Origin of the sequence: Derxia gummosa DSM 723, assembly GCF_000482785.1 — a bacterium.
Lineage (GTDB): Bacteria > Pseudomonadota > Gammaproteobacteria > Burkholderiales > Burkholderiaceae_E > Derxia > Derxia gummosa.
Map to the genome: position 1 here is coordinate 1,107,755 of NZ_AXWS01000007.1, position 22,654 is coordinate 1,130,408.

The window sequence follows — 22,654 nt, forward strand, 5'->3', positions numbered from 1 at the left end:
GCGCAACCCGCCCTTCCCCGTCGAGCCCGCCATGACTTCACAGCCTCGCACCATCGCGTCGACCGGCGCCCAGCGCCGTCCCTCCCTGCGACCCCTGAGCATCGCGCTCATGCTCATCGGCGGCCGTGCCTTCGCGCTGCCGGAAGGCCCCACCGCCACCTTCGGCGAAGCCACCGTCACGAACACGTCCCGGACGACGATGCGCATCGACCAGACGAGTGCGACCGCCGGCATCGACTGGCGGAGTTTCTCGATCGGCGCGAACGAGCGGCTCACCGTCATGCAGCCCTCGGCGGCGGCGGTGCTGCTCAACCGGGTCACGGGCTGGGATCCATCGAGCATCCTCGGCCAGATGGTGGCCAACGGACGCATCTACCTCGTGAATCCGAACGGCATCGTCTTCGGCGCCGGAGCGCGCGTGAACGTGGGCGGACTGGTCGCGACGACGATGAACGTCTCGAACCCGAACGTGATCTCTGGCGGACCACTGGCGCTGTCGGGCACGACCGGCAGCGTCGTCAACGAGGGCAGCATCAGCGCGCCGGCCGGCACCGTGGTGCTGGCCGCGCCCCAGGTCACGAACCGGGGCGCGATCGAGGCGGCACGGGTGGGTCTGGCGGCCGCCACCGAAGTGCTGGTGGACGTGGAAGGCGACGGGCTGCTGTTCTTCAACGTCAAGGCGAGCGATGTCGACACCAGGCTCGAACAACTCGGCGGCGTGACTGCCGACAACTTGGCTGAACTGCGCGCGGCGGCGCGCGCGGGCTTCGCCGGCACCGTGCTCAATACCGAGGGCCTGGTGCGCGCGCGCGGCCTGAGCAGCCAGGGCGGGCGTGTCGTCATCGGCGGAGGCGACACCGGCATCGTGGCGGTGGCCGGCACTGTCGACGCGAGCAGCGCGACAGGTCAGGGAGGCTCGGTCACAGTCACCGGCGACAAGGTGCTGCTGGACAGCACGGCGCATGTCCACGCGAGCGGTGCGACAGGCGGCGGCTCGGTCCGCATTGGCGGCGATCTCCACGGCGCCGGCAACGAGGTGCGGAACGCGTCGATGGTGACGGTACGCGCCGGCGCGACGATCGCCGCGGACGCCACCGGCACGGGCGACGGCGGGCGGGTGATCGTCTGGTCGGACGAGGCGACGCGCTACGCCGGCGCGATCACGGCGCGGGGTGCTGGCAGCGGCTCGGGCGGCTTCGCGGAGGTGTCTGGCAAGACGATGCTGGCCTTCGGGGGCACGGCCGATCTTAGTGGCGCGCCGGGGCGCAATGGCACGCTGCTGCTAGATCCACGAAACATCAGCATCGTGGACGGCACCGGCACGGATCTCGCCTCGCCCACGCTGGTCTTCGGAACCGGCGGCGGCACGGACAGCCTGATCAACGCCGACTCGGTGAGCCGCCAACTCGACGCCGGCGGCAGCGGCACCGACGTGCGGCTCCAGGCAACCAACAACATCACCGTGGGCGCGGAGGTCACCGGCACCAAGGCCGGTTCGCTCACGCTCGAGGCCGGCAACAGCATCGCGGTGAACGCCGACCTGAACGTGGCGGGCGGCATCGCACTCAACGCTAACGCTGGCGCTTCCGCGACCAACGCTGGTGGCGTGACGCTCGCCGCCGGCGTGGCGCTGAACGCAGGCAGCGCGGCGGTCACCATCTCGAACACGGGCAGCAGCGGCACCAACAGCCTGAACGGCAACAGCATCACCTCGGGCAACCTCACGCTCGGCGCCGCGACGCTGTCGGGAACGGTCACGCTCAACGTCGGCGGCAACGGCATCGCCAGCGGACTCAGTGGCGCAGGCGCGCTGGTGAAGCGTGGTGACGGCACGCTGACGCTGTCGGGCGACAACAGCGGCCTGAGCGGCGGCATCACGGTGAATGACGCGGGCACGCTCGTCATCGGCCATGCCAACGCGCTGGGTTCCGGCGTGACCAGACTCAACGGCAACTCGACGCTGGCCTTCACCGCGGCGGCGGACCCCAGGAACATCGTCGCTGGCGCCGGCAACACCATCGAGGCGCGCGGCGACACGCTGGCGCTGGCCAGCGATTTCGGTGCCGGTCACCTGCTCGTCAGCGGCGGCACGCTGGAACTCAATGGCCGCAGCAGCACGACCGAGGCCACCGTGACCGACATCCGCGTCACGGCCGGCACGCTCAGCCTGGGCGCCGACGATGTCCTGCATGGCGCCGCCGTCATCGTGTCCGGTGGGGCCGCCGGCAGCCCCACGCTCAACCTCAACGACCACAACACGACAGCCGCGAGCTTCACGCTCGGCGGTACCGGTCCGGATGCGACCGGCAGCCTGAACGGCGGCGGCCAGCTCACCGCCGCGAGCCATGTCCTGTTCGACGGCGCCATCAATGCCGATCTCGTCGGGGCCGTCAGCAAGGCCGCGACCGGTGCCACCAGCAACGGCACGGTGACGATCAACGGCCGCATTGCCGGTGATCTGACGATCAATGGCGGCGCCGTGAACATCGACTCCGGCGGCGCAATCAACGACAACTCGTCGGTGACGGTGCATGACGGCGGAACGCTGATCATCGCCAACAGCATCAGGCTCGACAGCCTCACGCTCGGAGATGCCGAAGGCAGTGGCCTCGCGACGCTTACCGGCAGCGGTGCCGCGACGACCATCCAGGCCAGCCGTTTCCTGCTGAATGCCGGCGAGGTCGGCGCCAACCTCCTCAGTGCCGGCGGCGCGGGGGCGATCACCAAGGCCAGCAACCGTACCGTGGTGCTCACGAGGGGCACCACGATGACCGACACGCTGGTCTCGGTGCAGGCCGGCGAACTCGATGTCAACGGCAGACTCATCACGACGCACGTCAACATCGCCGGCGGCACGCTCAAGCTGGGGGCGACCGGAAGCCTCCTGGCTCCGGAAGGCAGTCTCGCGGCGCCAAGCATGACGGTGGCGGGCAACACCGACGCCAATGCCCGCTTCGACACCGGCGGCGGCACGGTCACGCTCGGCGGCCTCGTGCTCGGCAGCGGCGACGGTCTGGCCGGCAGCATTTCGGGAGGCGGCAGCATCGATGCCTCCACCGCGACGCTGCATCGCGGCACGGTCGACACCGTGCTCTCAGGCGTCACGGTCACCAAGACCGCCGACGGCAGCACGACCGGCGGCACGGTCACGCTGGACTCGAACGGCCGCATCGTCGCCGCCTCGCTTGTCATCGAGGAGGGCACGCTCGCGCTGGGCGGCTCCGACCGCATCGGCGACATAACCTCGGTCACGCTGGCCTCGACCAACTACGCAACCGCCGCCGGCCGCGCCGTGCTCGCCCTCGGCACCAACGACGAGACGATCGGCAATCTCGTGCTCACGAGCGGCGACGTGACCGGCAGCGGCAGACTGTCGATCACCTTGCCCGGCACGGGCGGCCAGTTCAATGTCGTCCAGGGCAGCATCTCGGCCAACCTCGATGGCGGCGCGACCTTGACCAAGACCGGCAACGGCACGGTCACCCTCGGTGGCGACAACAGCGGACTCACCGGCCCCATCGTGGTGACCGAAGGCGTGCTCCAGATCGGCCAGGCCGGCGGAACCAACGGCGGCACGGGCACCGGCGCCATCACACTCGACGGCGCGGCCGAGTTGCGCTTCGCGCGCGACGGCGATTACGAGGTGCGCAACAACCTGTCGGGCGCGGGCCGGATCCTCCGGCAGGGCGACGGCGTGCTCACGCTGAGCGGCAACGGGGCGGGGCGTACCGGCGCCACCGACATCACCGGCGGCACGCTGGCCGTCGCGTCGGACACGGCGCTGGGAATGGGCCGCGCCACGCTGTCCGACGGCACGACGGTCGCATTCACGGCCGGTTACGACACCACCGGCATCAGCGGCGGGATCGGCGGCACCGGCACGATCGAGCAGCGCGGCGGCGGCACCACGCTCATCCTGGGCGCCGACACAGCCGGGCTCGGCAGTCCCGACCTCCGGGTCACCGGCGGCACGATGCTCCTCGCCGGCTCGCGCGACGCGACGAACGTGACCGTCAACGGCGGCACGCTCCGGCTGGGCACGGACGAGGCACTGACCGCGAACACCGCGCTCACGATCGCGCGGACCGGCATCGCGCCGGCAGCGCTCGACCTTGCCGGCCACCACACGACCCTCAAGAGCGTCACGCTCGGCACGGCGGACGGCGCGGGTGCGATCGGCAGCAGCGTTGCGGGATCCGGGGCTCGGCTGACGCTGGGCAGCGGCATCAGCAACCGCTACGACCTCGTCAACGGTGCGATCGACAACGCGCAACTGCTCGGCGGCAGCACGCACAAGACGGGGGACACGCTCGTCACCATCGGCACCGATGCGCGCATCGGCAGCGACGGCACGACGGTGAGCGGCGGCGAACTGCGGCTCGCGGGCAGCGGCGGCGCGGGCAATCTCGGCGGACAGATCCTCATCGACGGCGGCAGGCTTTCCATCAACGGAGCCGATGCGCTGACCGCGACCGCGAGCGTCACCGTCGCGGGCAGCGCCGGCGGCAACGCCGAGCTCGCGCTCGGCGCGAACACCGTGACGCTCACGACGTTCCAGCTCGGCGATGCGGGCCTGACCGGCACGCTCAGCGGCGCGGGGGGCGGCAAGCTGACCGCGACCGGCGCCGATTCGGCCACCACGCCGGCCATCCGCCTCGTGGGCGGACAGATCGACGGTGTCGCGCTTTCGACCACCGACAGCCGCATCGTCAAGTCGGGCAACGGAACGGTGAGCACCAACGCCGGCATCACCGTGGCCAGCGACACGCCCGCCAATCGCCTGCTCTCCATCGAGGGCGGCACGCTCGAACTCGGCGCTTCGGGCCTGCTCGACGCTGGCGCGGCGCTGGTGGTCGCGACGGCCGCGGGGGCGTCCACGGCCACGCTCGACCTCAAGGGCTTCGATGCCGGCGTCGCCAGCGTGCGGCTCGGCGTCGCCGGCAGCGACGCCGGCACTGCGGCCGCCGGCGCTGGCAGCATCACGGGCGGCGGCACGCTGACCGCGACCGACGGCTTCGACCTCCGCTCGGGAACGGTCGGCAGCACGCTCGGCGATGCCGCGCACACCGAGGCCGCGACCAAGACCGGCTTCGGCGCCGTCACGCTCGCGAGCGGCGGCACGATCACCGGCGACCTCACGGTCCGCGAAGGCAGCCTGCAGGCGAACGGCCGGCTCTCGGGCAAGGTCATCGTCGTGGACGGCGGCACGCTGCTGCTGAACACCGCGGCGCAAACCTCGGCGACACAGGTGACCGTCAGCGCCGGCACGCTGCAGCTCCAGAACGACGGCCTGCTCAATCCGCTGGCCGCGCTCACCGTGGCGCGCGGCGGCGACGCCGGCGCGACGCTCGACTTCAACGGCCATACCGCCTCGGTCGCCGACTTCACGCTCGGCACGGTCGGCGGCGACACGAGCACGGGCACCGTCACGGGCGCGGGCGGCCTCGATTCGGCCGGCGGCTACGCATTGCGTTCGGGCACGGTCGCGACACGCCTCGGCAGCCATGCTTCGGGCGACGTGTTCGGCATGACCGGCGGCGGCACGGTTGCGGTGACCGCGACCGGCAGGCTCGACGGCGAAGTGCGGGTGGCGGAAGGTGGCCGGCTCGAAGCGACTGGCACGGTCGGCGCCGCCGGCCGCGACATTCTCGTCACCGACGGCACGCTCGCGGTCAGATCGAACGCCGCGCTGGACGGCGACGCCGCGCTCACGGTGGCCGCGACCGGCACCGGCGCCGCCACGCTCGATCTCGGCAACGGCGCGGTGGCGCGGGCAGCCAGTCTCGTGCTCGGCGGCGCCGACGGTGGCCAGGCCGGTGCCGTGACCGGTGACGGCCGGCTCGACGCCGCGAGCTACACGCTCAACGCCGGCAGCATCGCCGGCAATCTGGGTGCGGGTTCCGCCATGAAGACCAGCGATGGCACGGTCACGCTCACCGGCGTGATCGGCGCGGGCGCCGCCGTCGGCACGAGCAGTCTCGACATCCGGCAAGGCAGCGTGGTGCTCGGCGCCCCCGGCACCTTCGGCAGCAACACCCATGTCGCCGTCACCGGCGGCACGCTCGACCTCGCGGGCCATGCCGCGACGGCCGCCAGCGTCGCGCTCGCAGGCGGCGAGATCGCCAGCACGGGCGCCGACGCCGCCAACGGTGTGCTCACGGCGGCCACCTACGACCTGCGATCGGGCACCGTCTCGGGCCATCTCGGCGGAGGCAGCGCGACGCTCTCGGCGGGCGGCACCGTCACGCTGAGCGGCAGCATCGGCCGTGACGCGGCCGCCGGCCGCAGCACGATCACGATCGGCGAGGGCAGCACGCTCGCGCTGGCGGGCGAGGGCAACCATCTGGGCGACAACAGCAGCGTCACGCTCCGCGACGGCAGGCTCGCGCTCGGCGCGCTGAGCGAGACGGTCGGCAGCTTCGCCCTCGACGCAAGCAGCCAGACCGGCGGCGTGCTGGACGGCAGCGGCACGCTCACCGCGGCCAGCTACGCGCTCAGGCAGGGGACGATCAACGCCGGGCTCGGACTCGGCGATGCGGTCAAGTCCACCGACGGCAGCGTGCTGCTCGCCGGCACGCTCGGCATGGGCGCCGGCTCCGGCACGCAGAGCACACTCGACGTGCGGGGCGGCACGCTCACGCTGTCGGGCACGCTCGCTGGCGAAGGGCATATCGGCGATCTGGCGGCCGTCACGGTCAGCAGCGGCACGCTGGACCTCGCGGCGCTGTCCGAAACCGTCGGCGCGTTCACGCTGGCCGGCGGCAGGCTTGCCGGCAGCGCGACGCTGACCTCGGCCTCGGGCTACAACCTGCTGTCCGGCACGCTCGACGCCAACCTCGGCGCCGGTACCGCCACCAAGAACGACGACCCGCGTGATCCCGAGCACGGCACCGTCACGCTGACGGCGGACCGCCGCATCGCGGGCCCGGTGGTGGTGAACGCCGGAACGCTGCTCGCGAACGGCAACATCGATGGCACGCAGATCACGATCACTGGCGGCAGGCTCGCGCTCGGCGCAGACGAGCGCCTCGACAACGGCGCGACGGTGGTCGTGGCGGGCGATGGCGCAACCCTCGACCTCGGCAGCCGGACCGAGACGGTCGCCACGCTTCGCCTCGGCAGCGCCGACGGCGCCCGGGCCGGGACGATCACCGGCAGCGGCCGGCTCGTCGCCACCGACGGCTATGCGCTTGCCGCCGGCACGGTCGACGCCAATCTCGGCGCGGGCAGCGCCGCCAAGGACAGCACCGGGGCGCTGAGCCTCACCGCCGGCCATTCGATCGCGGCCGACCTGACGGTCGCGGCCGGCACGATGACGGCCACGGGCAAGCTCGAAGGCGCGAACCTGCTGGTGACGGGCGGCAGGCTCACGGTCGGCGACGACGTGGCGGCGACGAGCATCACCGTCAACGGCGGCACCCTCGCGCTCGGTCACGCCGACGTGCTGAACCACAGCGCGACGCTCGACGTGAGCCAGACCGGCACCGTGACCGCGAATGTCGAGCTCGACGGTTTCACCGCCACGGTCAATGAAGTCATCGTCGGCGGCGCCGACGGCACGGGTGCCGGCCGCATCGGCGACAGCCCGGGCACAGGCAAGCTCGTGGCCGCCAACTACACGCTGCGTTCCGGCACGGTCGACGGCGCGCTCGGCGCCGGCACGCTGACCAAGACCACCGACGGCACGATCAGCCTGGGCGCCAGGATCGATGCCACGAGCATCTCGGTCAGGGGCGGCACGCTCGAACTCACCGGCAACGAGCTTTTCGCGCCCGCGTCCGAGACGACCGTGGATGGCGGCACGCTTGCGCTCGCGGGCCATACGGTCACGACCGGCACGCTGCATCTGCTGTCGGGCAGCGTCTCCGCCGACAACGCGGCGGGCACGCTCGGCATCACCACTCGCGCGAGCGCTGCGCTCAGTGGCAGCGCATTCGATCTGCGCGCGGGCAGCGTGTCGGCGGCACTTGCCGGCGAAGGCGCGCTCACCAAGACGACCGAGGGGACGGTCGTGCTCTCGGGCAGCAACCGCTTCACCGGCACCACCACCGTGACCGAGGGCGTGCTGCGGCTCGCCAGCACGACCGGCACGGCGCTTGCCGATACGGGCGAGGTCATCATCAACGGCGACGCCGCGCACCTCGATCTGGCCAGCGGCAACGCCGCCCGCAGCGAGACGGTCGGCGGCGTGACGCTGCTCAACGGCAGCATCACCGGCGGCGACCAGACGCTCGCGGCGTCCCACTTCAACGTCACGAAGGGCAGCATCTCGGCCCGCCTCGCCGATGCCGCCGGCAAGCATGCCGATCTGGTCAAGACCGGCACCGACACCGTCACCCTTTCCGGCAGCAACAGCTACACCGGCGGCACCACGGTGAATGCCGGCACGCTGCAACTCGCAAGCGCCGACGGAACCGCGCTCGCGGATACCGGCGCGGTGATGATCGACGGCGCGGGCGCGGTGCTGGCTCTCGCCAACACCAACGCCGGCGGGAGCGAGACGGTCGGTCAGGTCAGGCTCGTGAACGGCAGCATCGTCGGCGACGGCCAGACGCTCGCCGGCGTCGGCTTCACCGTGCAGCAGGGCAGCATCTCGGCGAACCTGACCGACGCGGCCGGCGTCCACGCCACCCTCGACAAGACCGGGGCCGGCAGCGTCACGCTGTCGGGCGTCAACCGCTACACCGGGACGACCACCGTCAACGGCGGCGACCTGCGCCTCGCGGGGGGACAGGCCATCGCCGATGAATCCTCGGTGAGGGTCAACGCCAGTGCGCGCCTCGTACTGGACACGAGCGAGACCGTGGGTGATCTCGCCTTGGTCGGCGGCACGCTCGGCGCCGACCAGGTCTCGACCGCCGACCTCCTCGCCTCGTCCTCGGCGGCCGGCACGCCTCTCCTGCTGACGATCAGCGCCGGTCACAAGGCCACGCTCTCGGGGGGCGCGCGCATCGCCACCGACCTCGCCGGCGCGGTCGACAACAGTGGCGGAACGACAGTGCTCGACGGTCACCTGAGAAACGGCAGGCTCGACATCACCGGTGGCAGCGTGAGCCTGTCGGCCGCCGATCGCCTCGGTGACGAACTGGCCGTCACCGCCAGCAATGGCGGCACGCTCGACCTCGGCGCCTTCAACGAAAGCGTCGCGACGCTCCAGCTCACCGGCGCCACGCTCGCGGGCACCGGCACGCTCACGGCCACGACCACCCGGATCGATGGCGCGACGATCAACGCCAATCTCGGCAGGGGAGCCCTGGTGCAGCACGGCGGCGCCTCCACCCTCGCCGGCACGAGCGCCGCCGACATCACGGTCGAGGGCGGCAGGCTGACTGCCACCAGCACGGGCCGCATCCTCGACGCGGCGAGGGTCACGATCAAGCGCGATGCCACGCTCGTCCTCCAGGGAAACGAAACCCTCGGCGCGGTGAAGAACGACGGCAGCCTGATGGCCGGCCAGGGTCTGACCGCGACCTCGCTGTCCAACAACGGCACGGCCACCATCAGCCAGACGCTCACGACGACGGGCGCCACCGACAACACCGGCACGCTGACGACGGGCGGTGCCATCAGTGTCGCCACGCTCACCAACAGCGGCCTGCTGAAGGCTGGCGGCAATATCACCGCCACCGGCGTCCTGACTGGCAGCTCGGACGCCGGCCGCGCCATCAGCTCGACGGGCGGCATCGAACTCGCCGACGGCGCAACCGTCCAGACGCTCGCCGGCGACCAGTACTACGACAACGGCTCGGCCACACAAGCCAGCCTGACCGGCAAGAACATCACTCTTGATGCGACCGGCCATGCCATCACCGTCGGCAACCCACTCAACACCGGCACGGCAAGCGGCGGCAGCTTCCAGAACCAGCTCACCGTACATGCTCGGCACGTTTCGCTCTCGAGCCTGGGCAATCTCGTGATCCGAGGCGAAATCGGCGGCGCGGGAAGCGGCGACGCGGGGCTGGTGCTGCGCACCCGCGCGAACGGGACAGAAGCCGGCGCGCTCACGATCGGCAAGGCGGCGGACAGCGGCGACAACAGCCTGCTGGTGCTCGTCGACGCCGGCAGCGCGAGCAGCGTCACCAGCGCCGGCGCGATGACGATCACCGGCACCCTGCGCCAACAGCGCGGCAACCTGACCCTCGTCACAGGCGCGGCGCTCGCGGTGCCCGGCAGCCTCGCCGTCGAAGGCGGCAAGCTCGCGGCAAACGTAGGGGGCGACTTCACCGTCAGCGGGAACATGACCACGAGCGGCGACGCCTCGGTGGATGTGAAAAGCACCGGCACAGCCACGCTCGCCGCCGGCTCCGTCTGGACACAGACGAGCGGTGCCGCCACGGTGGAAGCCAACGGCAGGATCTATCTTCTCGGCACGCTCGACCTGAAGAGTGGCGCGCTGACCTTCGTCTCGAACGAAGAGCAGACCAAGGGCAACGAGATCCTCGCCGCCAACGGCCAGAGCGCGCTCGTCTACCCAGGCTCGCGCGGCGGTTCGAACCCGCTGCGGCTCTACTACGCCGAGGACGGAATCAGCGATGCCGCCTCGACAAGCGTCATCACGCACGCGGGCAGCCAGCTCAACCTGCACACGACAAAGGGCGCATCGATCAGTCTCACGGGCGACGGCAACAAGCTCGGCGGCGGACTGTCCGCGATTGTTGACAGCCCGCCGCCCGCAGCGACCGAGGCCACTCTCGTCGAGGGCATGGCGCCTCTCCGGAACAACGGGACGGAGCAATGGCTGTCGCAGGTCAAGATCACCACGACCGGTACGCTCAACGTGCGCGGCAGCGACCTCGGCACGCCGGAAGCCGGCGCCGCGATGCAAGCCGGCATCGAGGCCGACCTCGTGCGGCTGACGGCGACGAGCATCACCTCGCCCGCGACGCCGGTCGGCAGCGGCATGCGAGCCTCGCCCGTCGTCGCCCGCCTGCCCTACTGGGATCAGGCGGGCATCGACCCGGCGCGCCAGCTCGCCGCGCTCGAACTCACGACGCTGAGCACGACCACCCTCACGCCCGCCGCGCCGGTCTCGACGGCGGAACTGCCCGCCCCCTTCGGTTCGAGCGATCAGTCGGGCGTGAACGTGAGGATCGGCCAGCAACGCTCCGTCAGCTTGAACGGGATGGCGAGCGGCGGCGGCTATGTCGTGGTGAACCCCTTCCCGCTGTCACGCCCGGCGAACCAGACGATCTTCCTCAACGGCGATCTGACGGCGGACGGCAACTACCGCCTGTTCTACCCGGGCGCGGGACGCCTCGACTACATCCCCGTTGCCTACAACGGCGTGCTGCCGAGCACGCCCCAGGCGACCGGCGCGCTGTCGGCGATCATCGCGATCATCGAGGCCGCGCGCCGCGAGCAGTTCGAATCGACCGTACGCACCGAGAACGTCGCGCCGCGCCTGCGTTCGGGTGTCATCGCCGAGGTGGGTCCAGGGCGCGCCGCCACCGAAGGCTCGGGCGACATTACTCGCCCGGACAGCTGCGAACCCCTTGGAGGAAGCCTGTCGTGCCAATGAATCCCATCAACACGCTCCGGCGCCGCGTGCTGACGGCGCTCGCCACCAGTCCGCTCGCCCTCGCGCTGCCGGCTGCCGATGCGGCCGTCGGCAGTCTGGAGATCGATACGCGCATCGAGCGAGCTCCGCGCTTTGCTCTGCTGCTCGGCAACAGTCGATATCCGTCTCCTTACGATCTGCCGCCGGTCCCGAAGAACGTGACCGATCTGCGCGAGGCGCTCGAACAGCGCGGCTTCAGCACGACAACGGTCATCGACCAGCGCGCGGATGTCGTGCGTTCGGCGATCACGCAGTTCGGCACCATGCTGCGCAGCCAGCCGCGTGACTGCATCGCACTGGTCTACTTCACCGGGCACGGATTGCAGGAGCGGTCGGAAAACCTGCTCGTCGGCGCCGATGCCGACCTCGAAGTCGCGCGCAAGGAGCCGGAACTGAGCATCCGGCTCTCGAAGCATGTGATCGAACAGCTGCCGGCGCGACCCGAAGGCCTGAGCATTGCCATCATCGATGCCTGCCGCACCTCGCTCAAGTTGGTGCGAGAGACGACCGAGGGCCTCAACCAGGTGGAAGCACCCGAGGGCTGGCTCATCTCCTACTCCACCGGCGCGGGCCGGCCGGCCATCGCCCCCGCCGTGCCGGACAAGCGCACCTTCTACACCGACTCGCTGGTGCGTCTGCTCGCAAGCGTGGACAACGCGACGAGCTTCTCCGAGCTGTTCCAGCTCGTGAAGCTCGACGTGAACCAGACCATGCTCAACCATCCGATCAAGGCCATCCAGGTGGTGGCGCAGGATCCGTTCACGACGGAGAACCTGCGCTCGCGCGTGCGGGTATCGCCGCCGCGTGAAGCCTTGCCGCCCCCGGCAACCGCCGAGGAGGAGGAAGCGCTGTGGCAGCGCATCGAGGACAGCCTGTGGGCGGCTGATGTCGTCCGGCTTTGCGATGACTACCTCAAGCGCTTCCAGAACGGCGCGCTGGTCAGCCGGGTGCGGGTCGCGCGGGTCGGCGCGGAGCGGGCCGCGGCCGTCTTGCGCCGAAACGACGTGCGGCTTTACCGCAGCGCCTTCCAGCCCGCCGCCGACAGTCAGCTCGCCGCCGAGGTCTACAAGGCGGCACGCGGCGACAAGGATGCGGCCATGCGTCTCGGCCGCCTCGAATTGCGCAAGGACGGCGGACGCTACGAAGGCTGGATGCAGTACGCGGCCGGCCTCGGCAACGGGATCGCGAGCTACGAGCTGTCGCGCTACTACGCCGAACTCGACCAGTCGCTGCTCGCCGCGCGCTACGAGGCCCGCGCGCTTGAACTCGGCTACACGCCGCCGGCGCGCCTCGGCAACGAACGCAAGTGAGGGTACGCCATCATGGATGCTCATCCTCTCATCAATGAAAGCTCGGTACGCGAGGCCTACCGCCAAGTCGGCACCGAGAAGGCGCTTGCCGTCGCACGCGACTCCGACCTCATCGCGCTGTCGGTAAGCATCCTGAACGCAGGGCTGGCAGGAATGGAAGGCAAGCTCGCCGGCGCGCTGGGGAGCGTGGATGGGGTGACCGACGCGGGCGGCAAGCTCGCCGGCAATCAAGGCGTGAAAACGGCAGCGGCATCGGCCCAGATCATCAACCAGACGCTGGCCCTGCTGAAACTCGCAAACAACACCTCTCCTGGCGTTCTCGTCGGAACCGTGGGCGCGATGTTCACGAAAAAGGTTTCACTCGCGATGGGACTTGCCGACGACAACAAGCAAGCCCAACTCATCGGCGCATGGTCGGACCTGCTGTCGTCGCTCCTTACCGCCGGCGTGACGGCAGCAACCATCACGACGCCAGTTGGCGTCGTCTTGATGGCGGGTGCGTTGTTGCAGGTTGGAGTTTCGATCTACCAAACGGCCGAGACGATGGCCTCGAAGTAGCGCCGCCCCCGTCGATACCTCGTTGATGCCAATGCTGGGGCGAGGTCCGGGGCGGCTGCCGCCCTATATCTCGTCGATGTCGAGCACGGCCGCGCCGTAGCTGGCATCGCAGGGCTTGCCGGCAGGACAGACCGGCTCGCCCAATAGAACTGCCGCGATGGATGCAGCCTCCTCCCCCGCCGCTGGCGCCGGCAGTTCGCCGAAGTCCTCGCCCCAGCGCGCGCCGTCGATACGACGCGCGCTGGCCGAAATCACGACGAGCAACTTGCTGCGGCCGCCGGGCGCATGCGCGCGATAGCTCGGCGCGCCCGCATCGAGCCAGTCGAGCGGCCAGGCCCAGACCTCCCCGGCTGGCAGCATGCGTTCCCGGTTCGGCGCGCCGCGCGACGCGCCTGGGGCAATCTGCACAAAGCTGCCGTCGGGCCGAGCAACCCATGCGTACACCGCGCCCTTGCGCTCGGCCTTGACGCTGAAGGCGAGCATGTCGCCCTCACTGTCCATGCGCAGCGTCGGCTTGGCGGTGCGCACCTCCACCGCGAAGCCCGGCGTCGCGCCCTTGATGATCCGCTCCACCACGGCGCGGGCCGCCGCGGTCGGGTCGAAGACCGCGGCGGGCACCGGTTCGGGCGCTGCCGCGACCGGCGCGGCGACTGACGCCAACGCAGGCACGGGCGGGCGCGTCACGAAGAAGAACCCGCCGCCGACAACTGCCGCGACCAGCGCGCCGGCCCCCAGCAGCACGGGCAGCCTGGACTTCGTCCGATCGGCTACGCGTGTCGACGGGGGGGTGACCTGGGGGCCGGCCGCGACTCGCGCGGCGCTCGCCAGTCCCGGTGCGGCAGCGGCGATGCCCGTCGGGCCGGCCGCGCCCGCGATCAGCGTCGCACCGTTGGCCGGCTCCGCGAAACCGAGCGCCGCGCGCAACGCGCGCATGTCAGGAATCCGCTGATCGGGATGCACGGCGAGCGCGGCATCGATGGCGGCCAGGAAGCGTGCGCCGTAGCGGCCGGACTGCGATTGCGCGAGCGGCACGAAGCTGTCCTTGACCATGCGGCCCACCGACGGCGGCGGCGTGCGGCGCTCGATCGCGTAGTAGATCGAGGCCGCGAGCGCATAGACGTCGGTCCACGGTCCCTGCTTCATGCCGGGCACCTCGGCGTACTGCTCGACCGGTGCATAGCCCGACTTGAGGATGACCGTGAGTGCCTGGGTCAGGTCGCCGATCACGCGACGCGCGGCACCGAAGTCGAGCAGCAGGGGCTTGTCGCCGCGCAGGAGAAGGATGTTGTCGGGCGCGATGTCGCGGTGATAGCAGTGCTCGTCGTGCAGCACCGAGAGCGCGCTGGTGAGCGGATCCAGCAATCCGAGCAGCCAGTCCTCGTCGGGCGGCCCGGGAAGCGCCGCGAGACGGTCCTTGAAGGTGTCGCCCTCGTAGAAGGGCATGACCATGTAGGCCGTGCCGTTCGCTTCCCAAAAACGATAGACCTTGACCATCGCGGGATGGTCGAACTGGGCCAGCAGACGGGCTTCGTTCACGAAACTGCGCATGCCGGCCTCGAAGGTTTCGCGATGGCGCTCGTTGCGCACCTGGACCGTCGTCGCGCCGGCGCGGGCAGCGAGCGCGGCCGGCATGTATTCCTTGACCGCGACACGTCGGCCGAGCGAGTGGTCGTGGGCAAGATAGACGATGCCGAAGCCCCCCTCGCCGACCACGCCGGTGATCTCGAACTCGCCGAGCCGGGTGCCGACCGGCAGCGCGTTGCCGGTATCGGGCGGGCCCGCGGGATTGGCTCCCGGTGACGGCATGGAAGTGACCATCGCCGGCATGGCTCGAGCAGCGGGCGATGCCGGCTCGGTTGTCGGCGCCTCGGGCCGGCTGGCCGCCACTGCCCCCGCGCGGATGACCGTGCGGTCATCGTCGGCCCCAGGCTCCGCTGCCGACGCCAGAGGCGCGAGCAGCGGAGCTTGGGGCCGGATCACGGTGCGGTCGTCGTCGGGGCTGGTGGTGGTCATGATCGGGACTCTGCGCCAGACAGAGCCGGCAGCGGCGTGAAGAGGCGGGAGAATTCGGTCTCGGCGGGCAGGCCGGGCGCCAGCATGAGCGTCGGAGCGAAGGCACTGTCCGGTGCGGCATGCCAAAAGGAGTGTCGCGCGAAGCCATCGAGGCCCGCGACGACGATGCTGGCGCCGACCAGCGCCACGAGCTCGCCGCGGCCGACCGGCGCCGCACGCGCGGCGGCGAGACCAGGACGCGCCGCCGCGCGCGCCGCCTCACCGGCCGGCGGCGGGCCGAGCATCGCCAGGCCGGCCTCGAGCGCGTCCGGCCCCCAGTCTTCCTGGAGCGCATCCTGGGCCGTGTCCTCGGCGCGGTGGAGCCATGCCAGCAGGGCATCAAGCGCCTCGGCGGTGAGGGGCGGCACGGTCAGCGGCGCGGCGAGCGTGAGCGGAAAGTAGCGTCCCACGCGATCAACCGAAGGGAGCAGCACGCCGGCCCAGGCGCCGCCATCGACGCATCCCGGCATCAGCAAGAAACGCCAGGCCGGCGCGTCGAGATACTCGGCAAGCCAAGACTCGGGCCGAGCGCGCTTCAGGCCATCCAGTCCGGCGGCCAGCCAGGCGTCCCAGGCGTCGAGGAAACCGGGCGGCAGTCGCCGCGAGGCGAAGTCACCGAGGCTTGGCAGCTTGCCGTACCAGCCGGGTGTATCGGCTGCCGGGTTCACAGCGCCGACGGGCATCGGAACTGCTGCATCTCACGCAGCCGGAACGGGTTGAACACGCTGCTCGCCACGACCTCCAGCTTGGCCTTGTGACCGCCCTCGGTCACGACGACAACGAAGCGCTCGGGTTGGTTGCCTTGCTGGATCTCGTAGCGGTCGAACAGACGGAACAGCGCCCACGGCCCGTCGAAAACCTGGGCCGGTCCGGCATCGCTGGTCGCGAGCCGAATCTGCGATGCGAGCCGCTGCGGCGGCCATTGCACCGTGGCCGGCTGGCCCCCCGCGCCAGTGAACTTCGCCACCTGCCCGTCGATGTCGAGCGAGATCATCGGCAGGCCGTCGAGATCGAGCGCCCGGATGTCCACGCGAAAGCCCGGCGTCTTGCCGCCACCGCGGAAGAACACGTCACGGATGCGCGTCGCGCGCTGGAAGTCGGCCAGCGCGGCGGGCGTCGGCGGACGCGTGCCATCGGAAAGCGGCTTGTAGCCCCAAGGATTGGCCCCCGTATCGACGATCGCGGCAAGGCGACGCTGCCAGAAGTCGTCCAGCAGCCCGCCAGCGCCGAACAGCTGCGCGAAGTCCTCGGGCATGGCGTCGCTCTTCGCGCCCGCCGCGAACGGATAGCGCCCGGCGATCGCGCGCTGGCAGAAATCGGTGATGGGCCTGAGTTCATCGCTGAGCGTCTGGCGTTCGGCGACGCGGCTCTGCGATGCCCCCGCGTCGGCCAGGTTGGCGAGCATCGAACGGATCGGCTCGGGTTGCAGGCCGGCTTCGGCCTTGATGCGCTCGGCGCCACCGCCGGGCGGCGGCGGGCTCTTGCTCTTCTGCGCGGCATCGACCGCCGACAGCTGCACGAACACCTCGTTGAACTGCTTGAGGATGCCGTCGAGCGGCGGCGGATTGCCCTCGCTCAGACGGCGGATGGCGGCGAAATGGTCGTCGACCACCTGCTCGGGCGGACCGCCGCGCAGACCCGGCGCGGCGGACGTGTCGCCCATGAGCGCGGCCATCTCGTTGCGCGCGGCGGCGACCTTGCCCGCGGCCACGCTGGCGGCATCGGCGACGGCCGACTTCGGCGGCACGAGCGTCGTCTCGCGCCCGACGGCGCGGACCCAAGCGGCAAGCGGCGAATCCGGCGCGGCGACGGCGCGCGCCACCTGGAGGCTGCGATCGAGTCCGCCGAGCCTTACGAGGCGGACATCCGCGAGATACGCATCCCAGACCTTGATGTATTCGTCGAGGAAGAGCTTGCGCACGCGCTCGGCCATCTCCTTGCCCGCGAGCGCGGTCGCGGCCACGCCACCGCCCGGACGGCCCATTACCCAGGGCTCCTCGGCGGCGAGCTGACCAGCCACCTTGTCGAGCGAACTCTTGAACGCCTTGTGGTAGCCGTCGCGCGTGAACAGGCCGGGAATGCCGGCCGTCAGCGGCTTGCCGCTCGCGCGCTCGAACACGCTCGCGGCACCCGGTCCGGCGGCGGCCGTTACCGAAAACTCGGGCAGATCGGCGCCGAGACGCTGGCGCTTGAGGCGGCTGAAGATGCGGTATTCGAGCGGATAGGCGGCGAGCATCTCGCGCACGCTTGCAACGAGCGTCTCGTCCATCTTCACCGCCGGGATCGGCGCGCCCTCGGCGAAGGCTGCGTCGAGATCCTGACTCAAGGAGACGCGCTGCTCGGGCGTGAGCGTGGCGCCGAGGTTCAGCTCCCAGTCCAGCTCGATGAAGGCCTTGAGCGTCGCGGGATCGAAGTGCTCGGGCGTGTAGAGCATCAGATAGCTCTTGAGCGCCTCGTAGGCGAGTTCGAGGTTGTTGCGATCGGCGGCGCGCAGCCGCTCCTCCAGCCGGCGCGCGATGCGCGGCATGAGACCGTGGTCGAGCAGGTGGCGGTAGCCGATGCGCGCGCCGGCGTCGAGCTTGCCGCCCTGGTAGAGGCCGAGGCCATGGAGAAACGGTGGCTCCTCGACCGCATAGCCCTGCGGCCAGGCGGCGCTGCGCACCGCCGCCAGCACGTCGGCCATCGGCGCCGCGTCGCCCGACGACGCGGGCGGCAGCGCATCGACCGCCTGCCTGACGGCCGGCAGCCGCGCTTCCACCTCGGCGATGTAGGCGCGGTTGTTCAGCCAACTCGCGATCCAGCCGGCGACGACCAGCGCGGACGCGATGCCCACCGCCGCGAAACTCGCCCGCCTCAGCATCCGCCGGCGCGCCTCTACCGTCGCGTTCGCTCCCACGAGGTCACGCTCCGCGAACACCACGTCGCGCAGCAGACGATGCAGGAAATAGCTCTTGCCCTTGCCCGGCGCGAAGGCGGCCTGACTGACGCCGACCCCCAGGCCGCGCGACAACGCGCCCATCACGCGATCGATCGGCGTGCCCTCCTGCGTGCCACTCGTGAAATAGACACCGCGCAGCAGCGCCGCCTCCTCCAGCCCGCCCCCCTCGGCGAACACCGCACGCAGGAAACCGCTGAGCGGCGAGCGCAGCAGCGCGAACTGCTGCGGAAAGGCGAACACGGCGGCGCGCGCCGCCGTGTCCAGCTGCCCCTCGATCCGGCGGAGCAGCTGGCGACGCAGGCGATCCTCGAGTGCGGCGTACTCGGCGTCGAAACCCGCCAGCGCGTCGCCCGCCTTCAGGTCGAAGCTGAAGCCCCAGACCTGCTCGCGCGCCTCCTTGCCGAGCTGGGTGAAGCTCTCGTCGAAGCCGGCGATAAGGTCGGCCTTGGTCACGCACACATAGACCGGCGCGCGCACGCCGAGTCTTGCGTGCAACTCCTGGAGCCGCGCGCGCAGCCGCGCCGCCTGCTCCTTGCACCGCGCCTCGTCCAGCTGAAGCAGATCGGCGACGCTGACCGTCAGCAGCACGCCGTTGATGGGCTGGCGCGGCCGCGCGCGCCGCAGCAGCGCAAGAAAGCTGTCCCACGCTGCACCGTCCACCGCCGCGTCCGACTCCTGGGTCGCGTATCGGCCGGCGGTGTCGATGAGCACTGCGTCCTCGGTGAACCACCAGTCGCAATTGCGCGTGCCGCCGGTGCCCTTGACTTCGGCGCGGCCCATCTTGTCGGCAAGCGGGAAGGTGAGACCGGCGTTGAGCAGCGCGGTCGTCTTTCCCGAGCCCGGCGCGCCGACGAACACGTACCACGGCAGCTCGTAGAGATTGCCGCCGCCCTTACCCTCCCTGCCCGGCAGGGTCCTGAGCAGGTCGAGCGCTTCGCGGAAACGCGCGTCAAGCACCTGCTGCTCGCGGTCGATCGCGCTCGGCCCAGCCACCAGCCCCTGGACGAGCTTTGCGTTGGCGCGCTTGCGCCGCGTGATGCGCCACGCGATCCAGCCCGCATAACCCGCCGTGACGAGAAGCACGATCGCGAGCCGTACCCACATCGATTCGAAGGGGTGGGCGTCGCCGAAGGCGATGAGCGGGAAGCCCCACCAGACGAGGGCGGCCAGCGCGAGCAGGCCGATGCCCGTCAGCGCGACAGGACTCAGCAGCAGACGGAGAAAGTTCTTCATCGCGGTCTCGTGTCCTTGTCGTTATCGGGCGTCGGGCGAGACGAACAGCGTGATCTCGACGCGGCGGTTCCGGGCGCGCCCCTCTGGCGTCGCGTTGTCGGCCAGTGGCTCGGCATCGGCATGCCCTTCAGCGCGCAGGCGATCGGCAGCGACTGGCGGGGCAAGCACCGCCTTCACGGCCAGCGCGCGCTCCTGGGACAGATGCCAGTTGGACGGGAAGCGCAGCGAGCGGATCGGCTGGCTGTCGGTATGCCCGGTGACAAGTACCTGCCCCGGCACTTCCTCGAGCGCGGCGGCAACCCGCGCGAGCACGGGACGCGCTCGGTCGGCCAGCTCGGTGCTTCCGGCGCTGAACAGGCCATCGCCCTTGATGGTGACGATCGAGCGGTCGGCAAGGTCCTGCACCGCGACGAGCTCCTCATCGATCTCGGCCTTGAGAAAGGTGGCCAGACGCGGCTTGAGCGCGACCGGCGGGGACGCGACAGCCGCCGAGGTCGGCGCCTTCGCATCGAGCGTCTGGAGCGCGATAAAGGCCGGGGCCGAGTGGCTGTTGATGCCGAGTCGCAATGCGACGAATACCGCGAGCAGCAGCAGCGCGGCGACGGCCGCCACCACCCATACCGGTACTCCGTCCACCAGCCGCTGCGACCGTGCCGGCGCCCCCTGCCAGCGCGGGGACAGTGCCGGATCTTCCTCGTCCGGCTGGCGCAGCATCTGCGCCAGCCGGCTGCGCACGCTGTCGAGCTGGGCATGACCGTTGTCGATGACGCGGTAGCGCCCCTCGAAACCGAGCGCCATGCACGCGTAGAGGAGTTCCAGCAGGCTACGGTTGCCGTTCACGTCCGGCGCGAGCCGCGCGAGGAGCTGGAAGACCTTCTCGCCGCCCTGGGTCTCGTTATGGAACTGCACCAGCAGGCTGTATGCCGACCACACGCCCGAGCCGCCCCAGGGCGTGCTGGCCGCCGACTCGTCGAGGAAGGTGCAAAGGATGTAGCGCGCCGCGATCACCTGCTCGTTGGGCAGACCACGCGCGCGCGCAGTCGCCTCGAAGCGCTTCACGCCGGCGGCGAGTGCGTCGCGCAAGCCCGGCGGACTCGGATGCTGCGGCAGCTGGCGGATTCGCGGCGCCGCATTGAGCAGGGGAGTGGCCGCATCGACCAGCGGATTGAAGCTGCCCGTCATGATGCCGTCGAGCGCCTCGGCATCGACCGGCACGAACGCGGTGGCGGGAGCACCGGCCGGCGCGGAGGACGGGCCCGGCCGCGCGCGACCGCCGCCCGGCTTGATGACTGTGCGATCGCCGAAGGCGGCAAATGGATCCTGATCGGTCATTTTGGTCTCCTGCGGATCGCGTCTTCTGCGGACGCGGCGGGGGCGGATTCAGACGGCGCGACGCGGCTGCGCGCGAGCCGGTCGGATCGGTGTCGGCGCGGACCCGGCGCTGGTAGGGGCATCCGTCAGGCCGGCCGGTGCAAGGGCTACTGCCGGATTGCCCAGAACTCCAGTTCGAGACCGGGAAAGTCGCCCGCGACATGCATCGCGAGACCACCCGAAGCTTCGAGCTGCTTCCACAGATCGTTGCCGCGCGTCTCGAGCTCGAAGTAGTCGTAGCCGGCGTGATACGGAATCTGGCGCGGCGCAACCGGCAACGGCCGCAGCGGCACGCCTGGCAGCGCGAGGTTGACGAGGTCGCGGATACGCTCGACCGGACCGATCTTTGTCTGCGTGGGAAAACGCTGACGCAGCGCCTCGCCAGGCATCTGCGCGGCCACTGCGAGCACGAACATCGCGTTGCGCTGCAACTCCACGTCGCCGATGAGCGCGACGCGGACGCCGTAATTGCGCTGCTGGAGCTCGATGGAAATGGCGGTCTGCTCCAGCACCATCGACAAGGACTGCCGCAACTCGGCGATCAGGGGCGCGAAGCAGCGCGCGAGGTCGTCATGCAGGTAATCGGCGAACACGGGGGGGCGGCGCTGATCACGGAAAGTGGCGAGATCCCCCGCGAGCGCGAGACAAGCCACGTACAGACGTTCGGGATGCAGCAGCGTGAGCTGGTGCAGATGCATGAAGACGGGCTCATTGCGATTGACCGTCTGGAGCAGCAGGAAATCGGCGATCTCGCCAACGCCGGCGCGTCCCGGAGCCGCGATGCGGGCCGCCAGTGCTTCGCCGCGCTGGCGTAGCAACGCCGCGATCTCGCGCGTCCAACCCTCGGGCAGCGGATGCGCGCGCGCATCGAGCAGCGGCGGCAGCCAGTGGGCATCGAGCACGACGCGGTTGTCGGCGCGCCGCTCGGCAACACGCGCCACCCCGAGCGCGGCGAAGCCCTCGGTCACATCGCTCGCGCGCCGCAGGCGAAGCTGGAGTCGCCCGATCTGGAGTGGAGCGGTCCGCCCGGCAGTGAGATTGCTGTCTCCGACTTCGGCTTCGGCGACCGCGTATCGCGGGCCCGCTCCGTGCGGTGCCTCCTCGGCATCGGTTTCGGCGACGCCGGGCCGGCGCAGCACCGCGGACAGCACGATGACCTCGTCGCGCAGGTCGGCCGGGATGTCGAGTGCGGGCGGCGCTCCATCGTCGGCAGGGATTGCAAATGGGGTTCCGTCGGGCAGGACACCGCGTGCCTCGGTGATCGCGATCTTGCCCAGCGGCAGCGAGGTGTCGTCGAGCTTCAGCACTGTGAAGCCCCAACCGTAGCCGACAACAGCACCCAAGCGCAGATCGAGCAGATGTTCGCCGTGGCGATCCTGCTGCTGGAAATGCTGCGGCTGAAGGAACATGCCCTCCGTCCACACCACGTTGTTGTACCAAGTCATGTCAGCGTCCGGAGGCTGTTGGAGCACGACTGCCAGCGATGCGCGCGATGCGAATGTCGCGGGAGATTTTCGATGTTTTGTACGGCGGCAATCGGACGAAAGCGATGCACAGATCGATCCCGTTGGTTGCGGTAACTATGATGGGCGAAAGGGTTTGCTCATGCACGGAGCGTCGTTCTTGTCCGTGTCG

At 70.5% G+C, this 22,654-nt stretch carries 8 protein-coding genes; 3 read left to right on the forward strand and 5 right to left on the reverse strand.

The features are described 5' to 3' along the window. Window positions 1-31 precede the first annotated feature (31 nt). From H566_RS0105985 to H566_RS0105995, 3 genes are read left to right on the forward strand one after another with little or no spacing between them, the layout of a single operon-like run. Window positions 32-11,518 carry a two-partner secretion domain-containing protein gene (locus H566_RS0105985; RefSeq protein ID WP_084544802.1) on the forward strand — a complete coding sequence of 3,829 codons (11,487 nt, stop codon included), beginning with the start codon at window positions 32-34 and terminating at the stop codon, window positions 11,516-11,518. Beyond that, the gene (locus H566_RS29380; RefSeq protein WP_028310729.1) at window positions 11,515-12,867 is read left to right on the forward strand and encodes a caspase family protein; all 1,353 of its coding nucleotides are present in this window, start codon (window positions 11,515-11,517) and stop codon (window positions 12,865-12,867) included. The genes H566_RS0105985 and H566_RS29380 overlap by 4 nt, the downstream gene beginning before the upstream one ends. A 12-nt stretch (window positions 12,868-12,879) precedes the next feature. Then, window positions 12,880-13,425, forward strand: coding sequence for a hypothetical protein (locus H566_RS0105995; protein ID WP_028310730.1), 546 nt, complete (start codon window positions 12,880-12,882; stop codon window positions 13,423-13,425). A gap of 63 nt (window positions 13,426-13,488) precedes the next feature. On the opposite strand, the gene H566_RS0106000 is transcribed toward H566_RS0105995, so the two are convergent. The 5 genes from H566_RS0106000 to tssK all read right to left on the reverse strand — a co-directional run bounded on the left by H566_RS0106000 (window position 13,489) and on the right by tssK (window position 22,464). Continuing rightward, window positions 13,489-15,438: a serine/threonine protein kinase gene (locus H566_RS0106000; protein WP_084544803.1), complete on the reverse strand. Its 1,950-nt coding sequence runs from the start codon at window positions 15,436-15,438 to the stop codon at window positions 13,489-13,491. After that, entirely contained in the window at window positions 15,435-16,160 is a 726-nt protein-coding gene (tagF, locus tag H566_RS27265; RefSeq protein WP_051378124.1) for a type VI secretion system-associated protein TagF, read from the reverse strand. The genes H566_RS0106000 and tagF overlap by 4 nt, the downstream gene beginning before the upstream one ends. Next, on the reverse strand, window positions 16,142-19,648 hold the full coding sequence (tssM, locus tag H566_RS0106010) for a type VI secretion system membrane subunit TssM (RefSeq protein ID WP_034410563.1): 3,507 nt from the start codon (window positions 19,646-19,648) through the stop codon (window positions 16,142-16,144). Before tssM ends, tagF begins: the two co-directional genes overlap by 19 nt. A 21-nt stretch (window positions 19,649-19,669) precedes the next feature. Continuing rightward, window positions 19,670-20,980 carry a DotU family type VI secretion system protein gene (locus H566_RS0106015; RefSeq protein WP_028310733.1) on the reverse strand — a complete coding sequence of 437 codons (1,311 nt, stop codon included), beginning with the start codon at window positions 20,978-20,980 and terminating at the stop codon, window positions 19,670-19,672. Between the two features lie 146 nt (window positions 20,981-21,126). Then, the gene (gene tssK, locus H566_RS0106020; protein ID WP_028310734.1) at window positions 21,127-22,464 is read right to left on the reverse strand and encodes a type VI secretion system baseplate subunit TssK; all 1,338 of its coding nucleotides are present in this window, start codon (window positions 22,462-22,464) and stop codon (window positions 21,127-21,129) included. Window positions 22,465-22,654 lie beyond the last annotated feature (190 nt).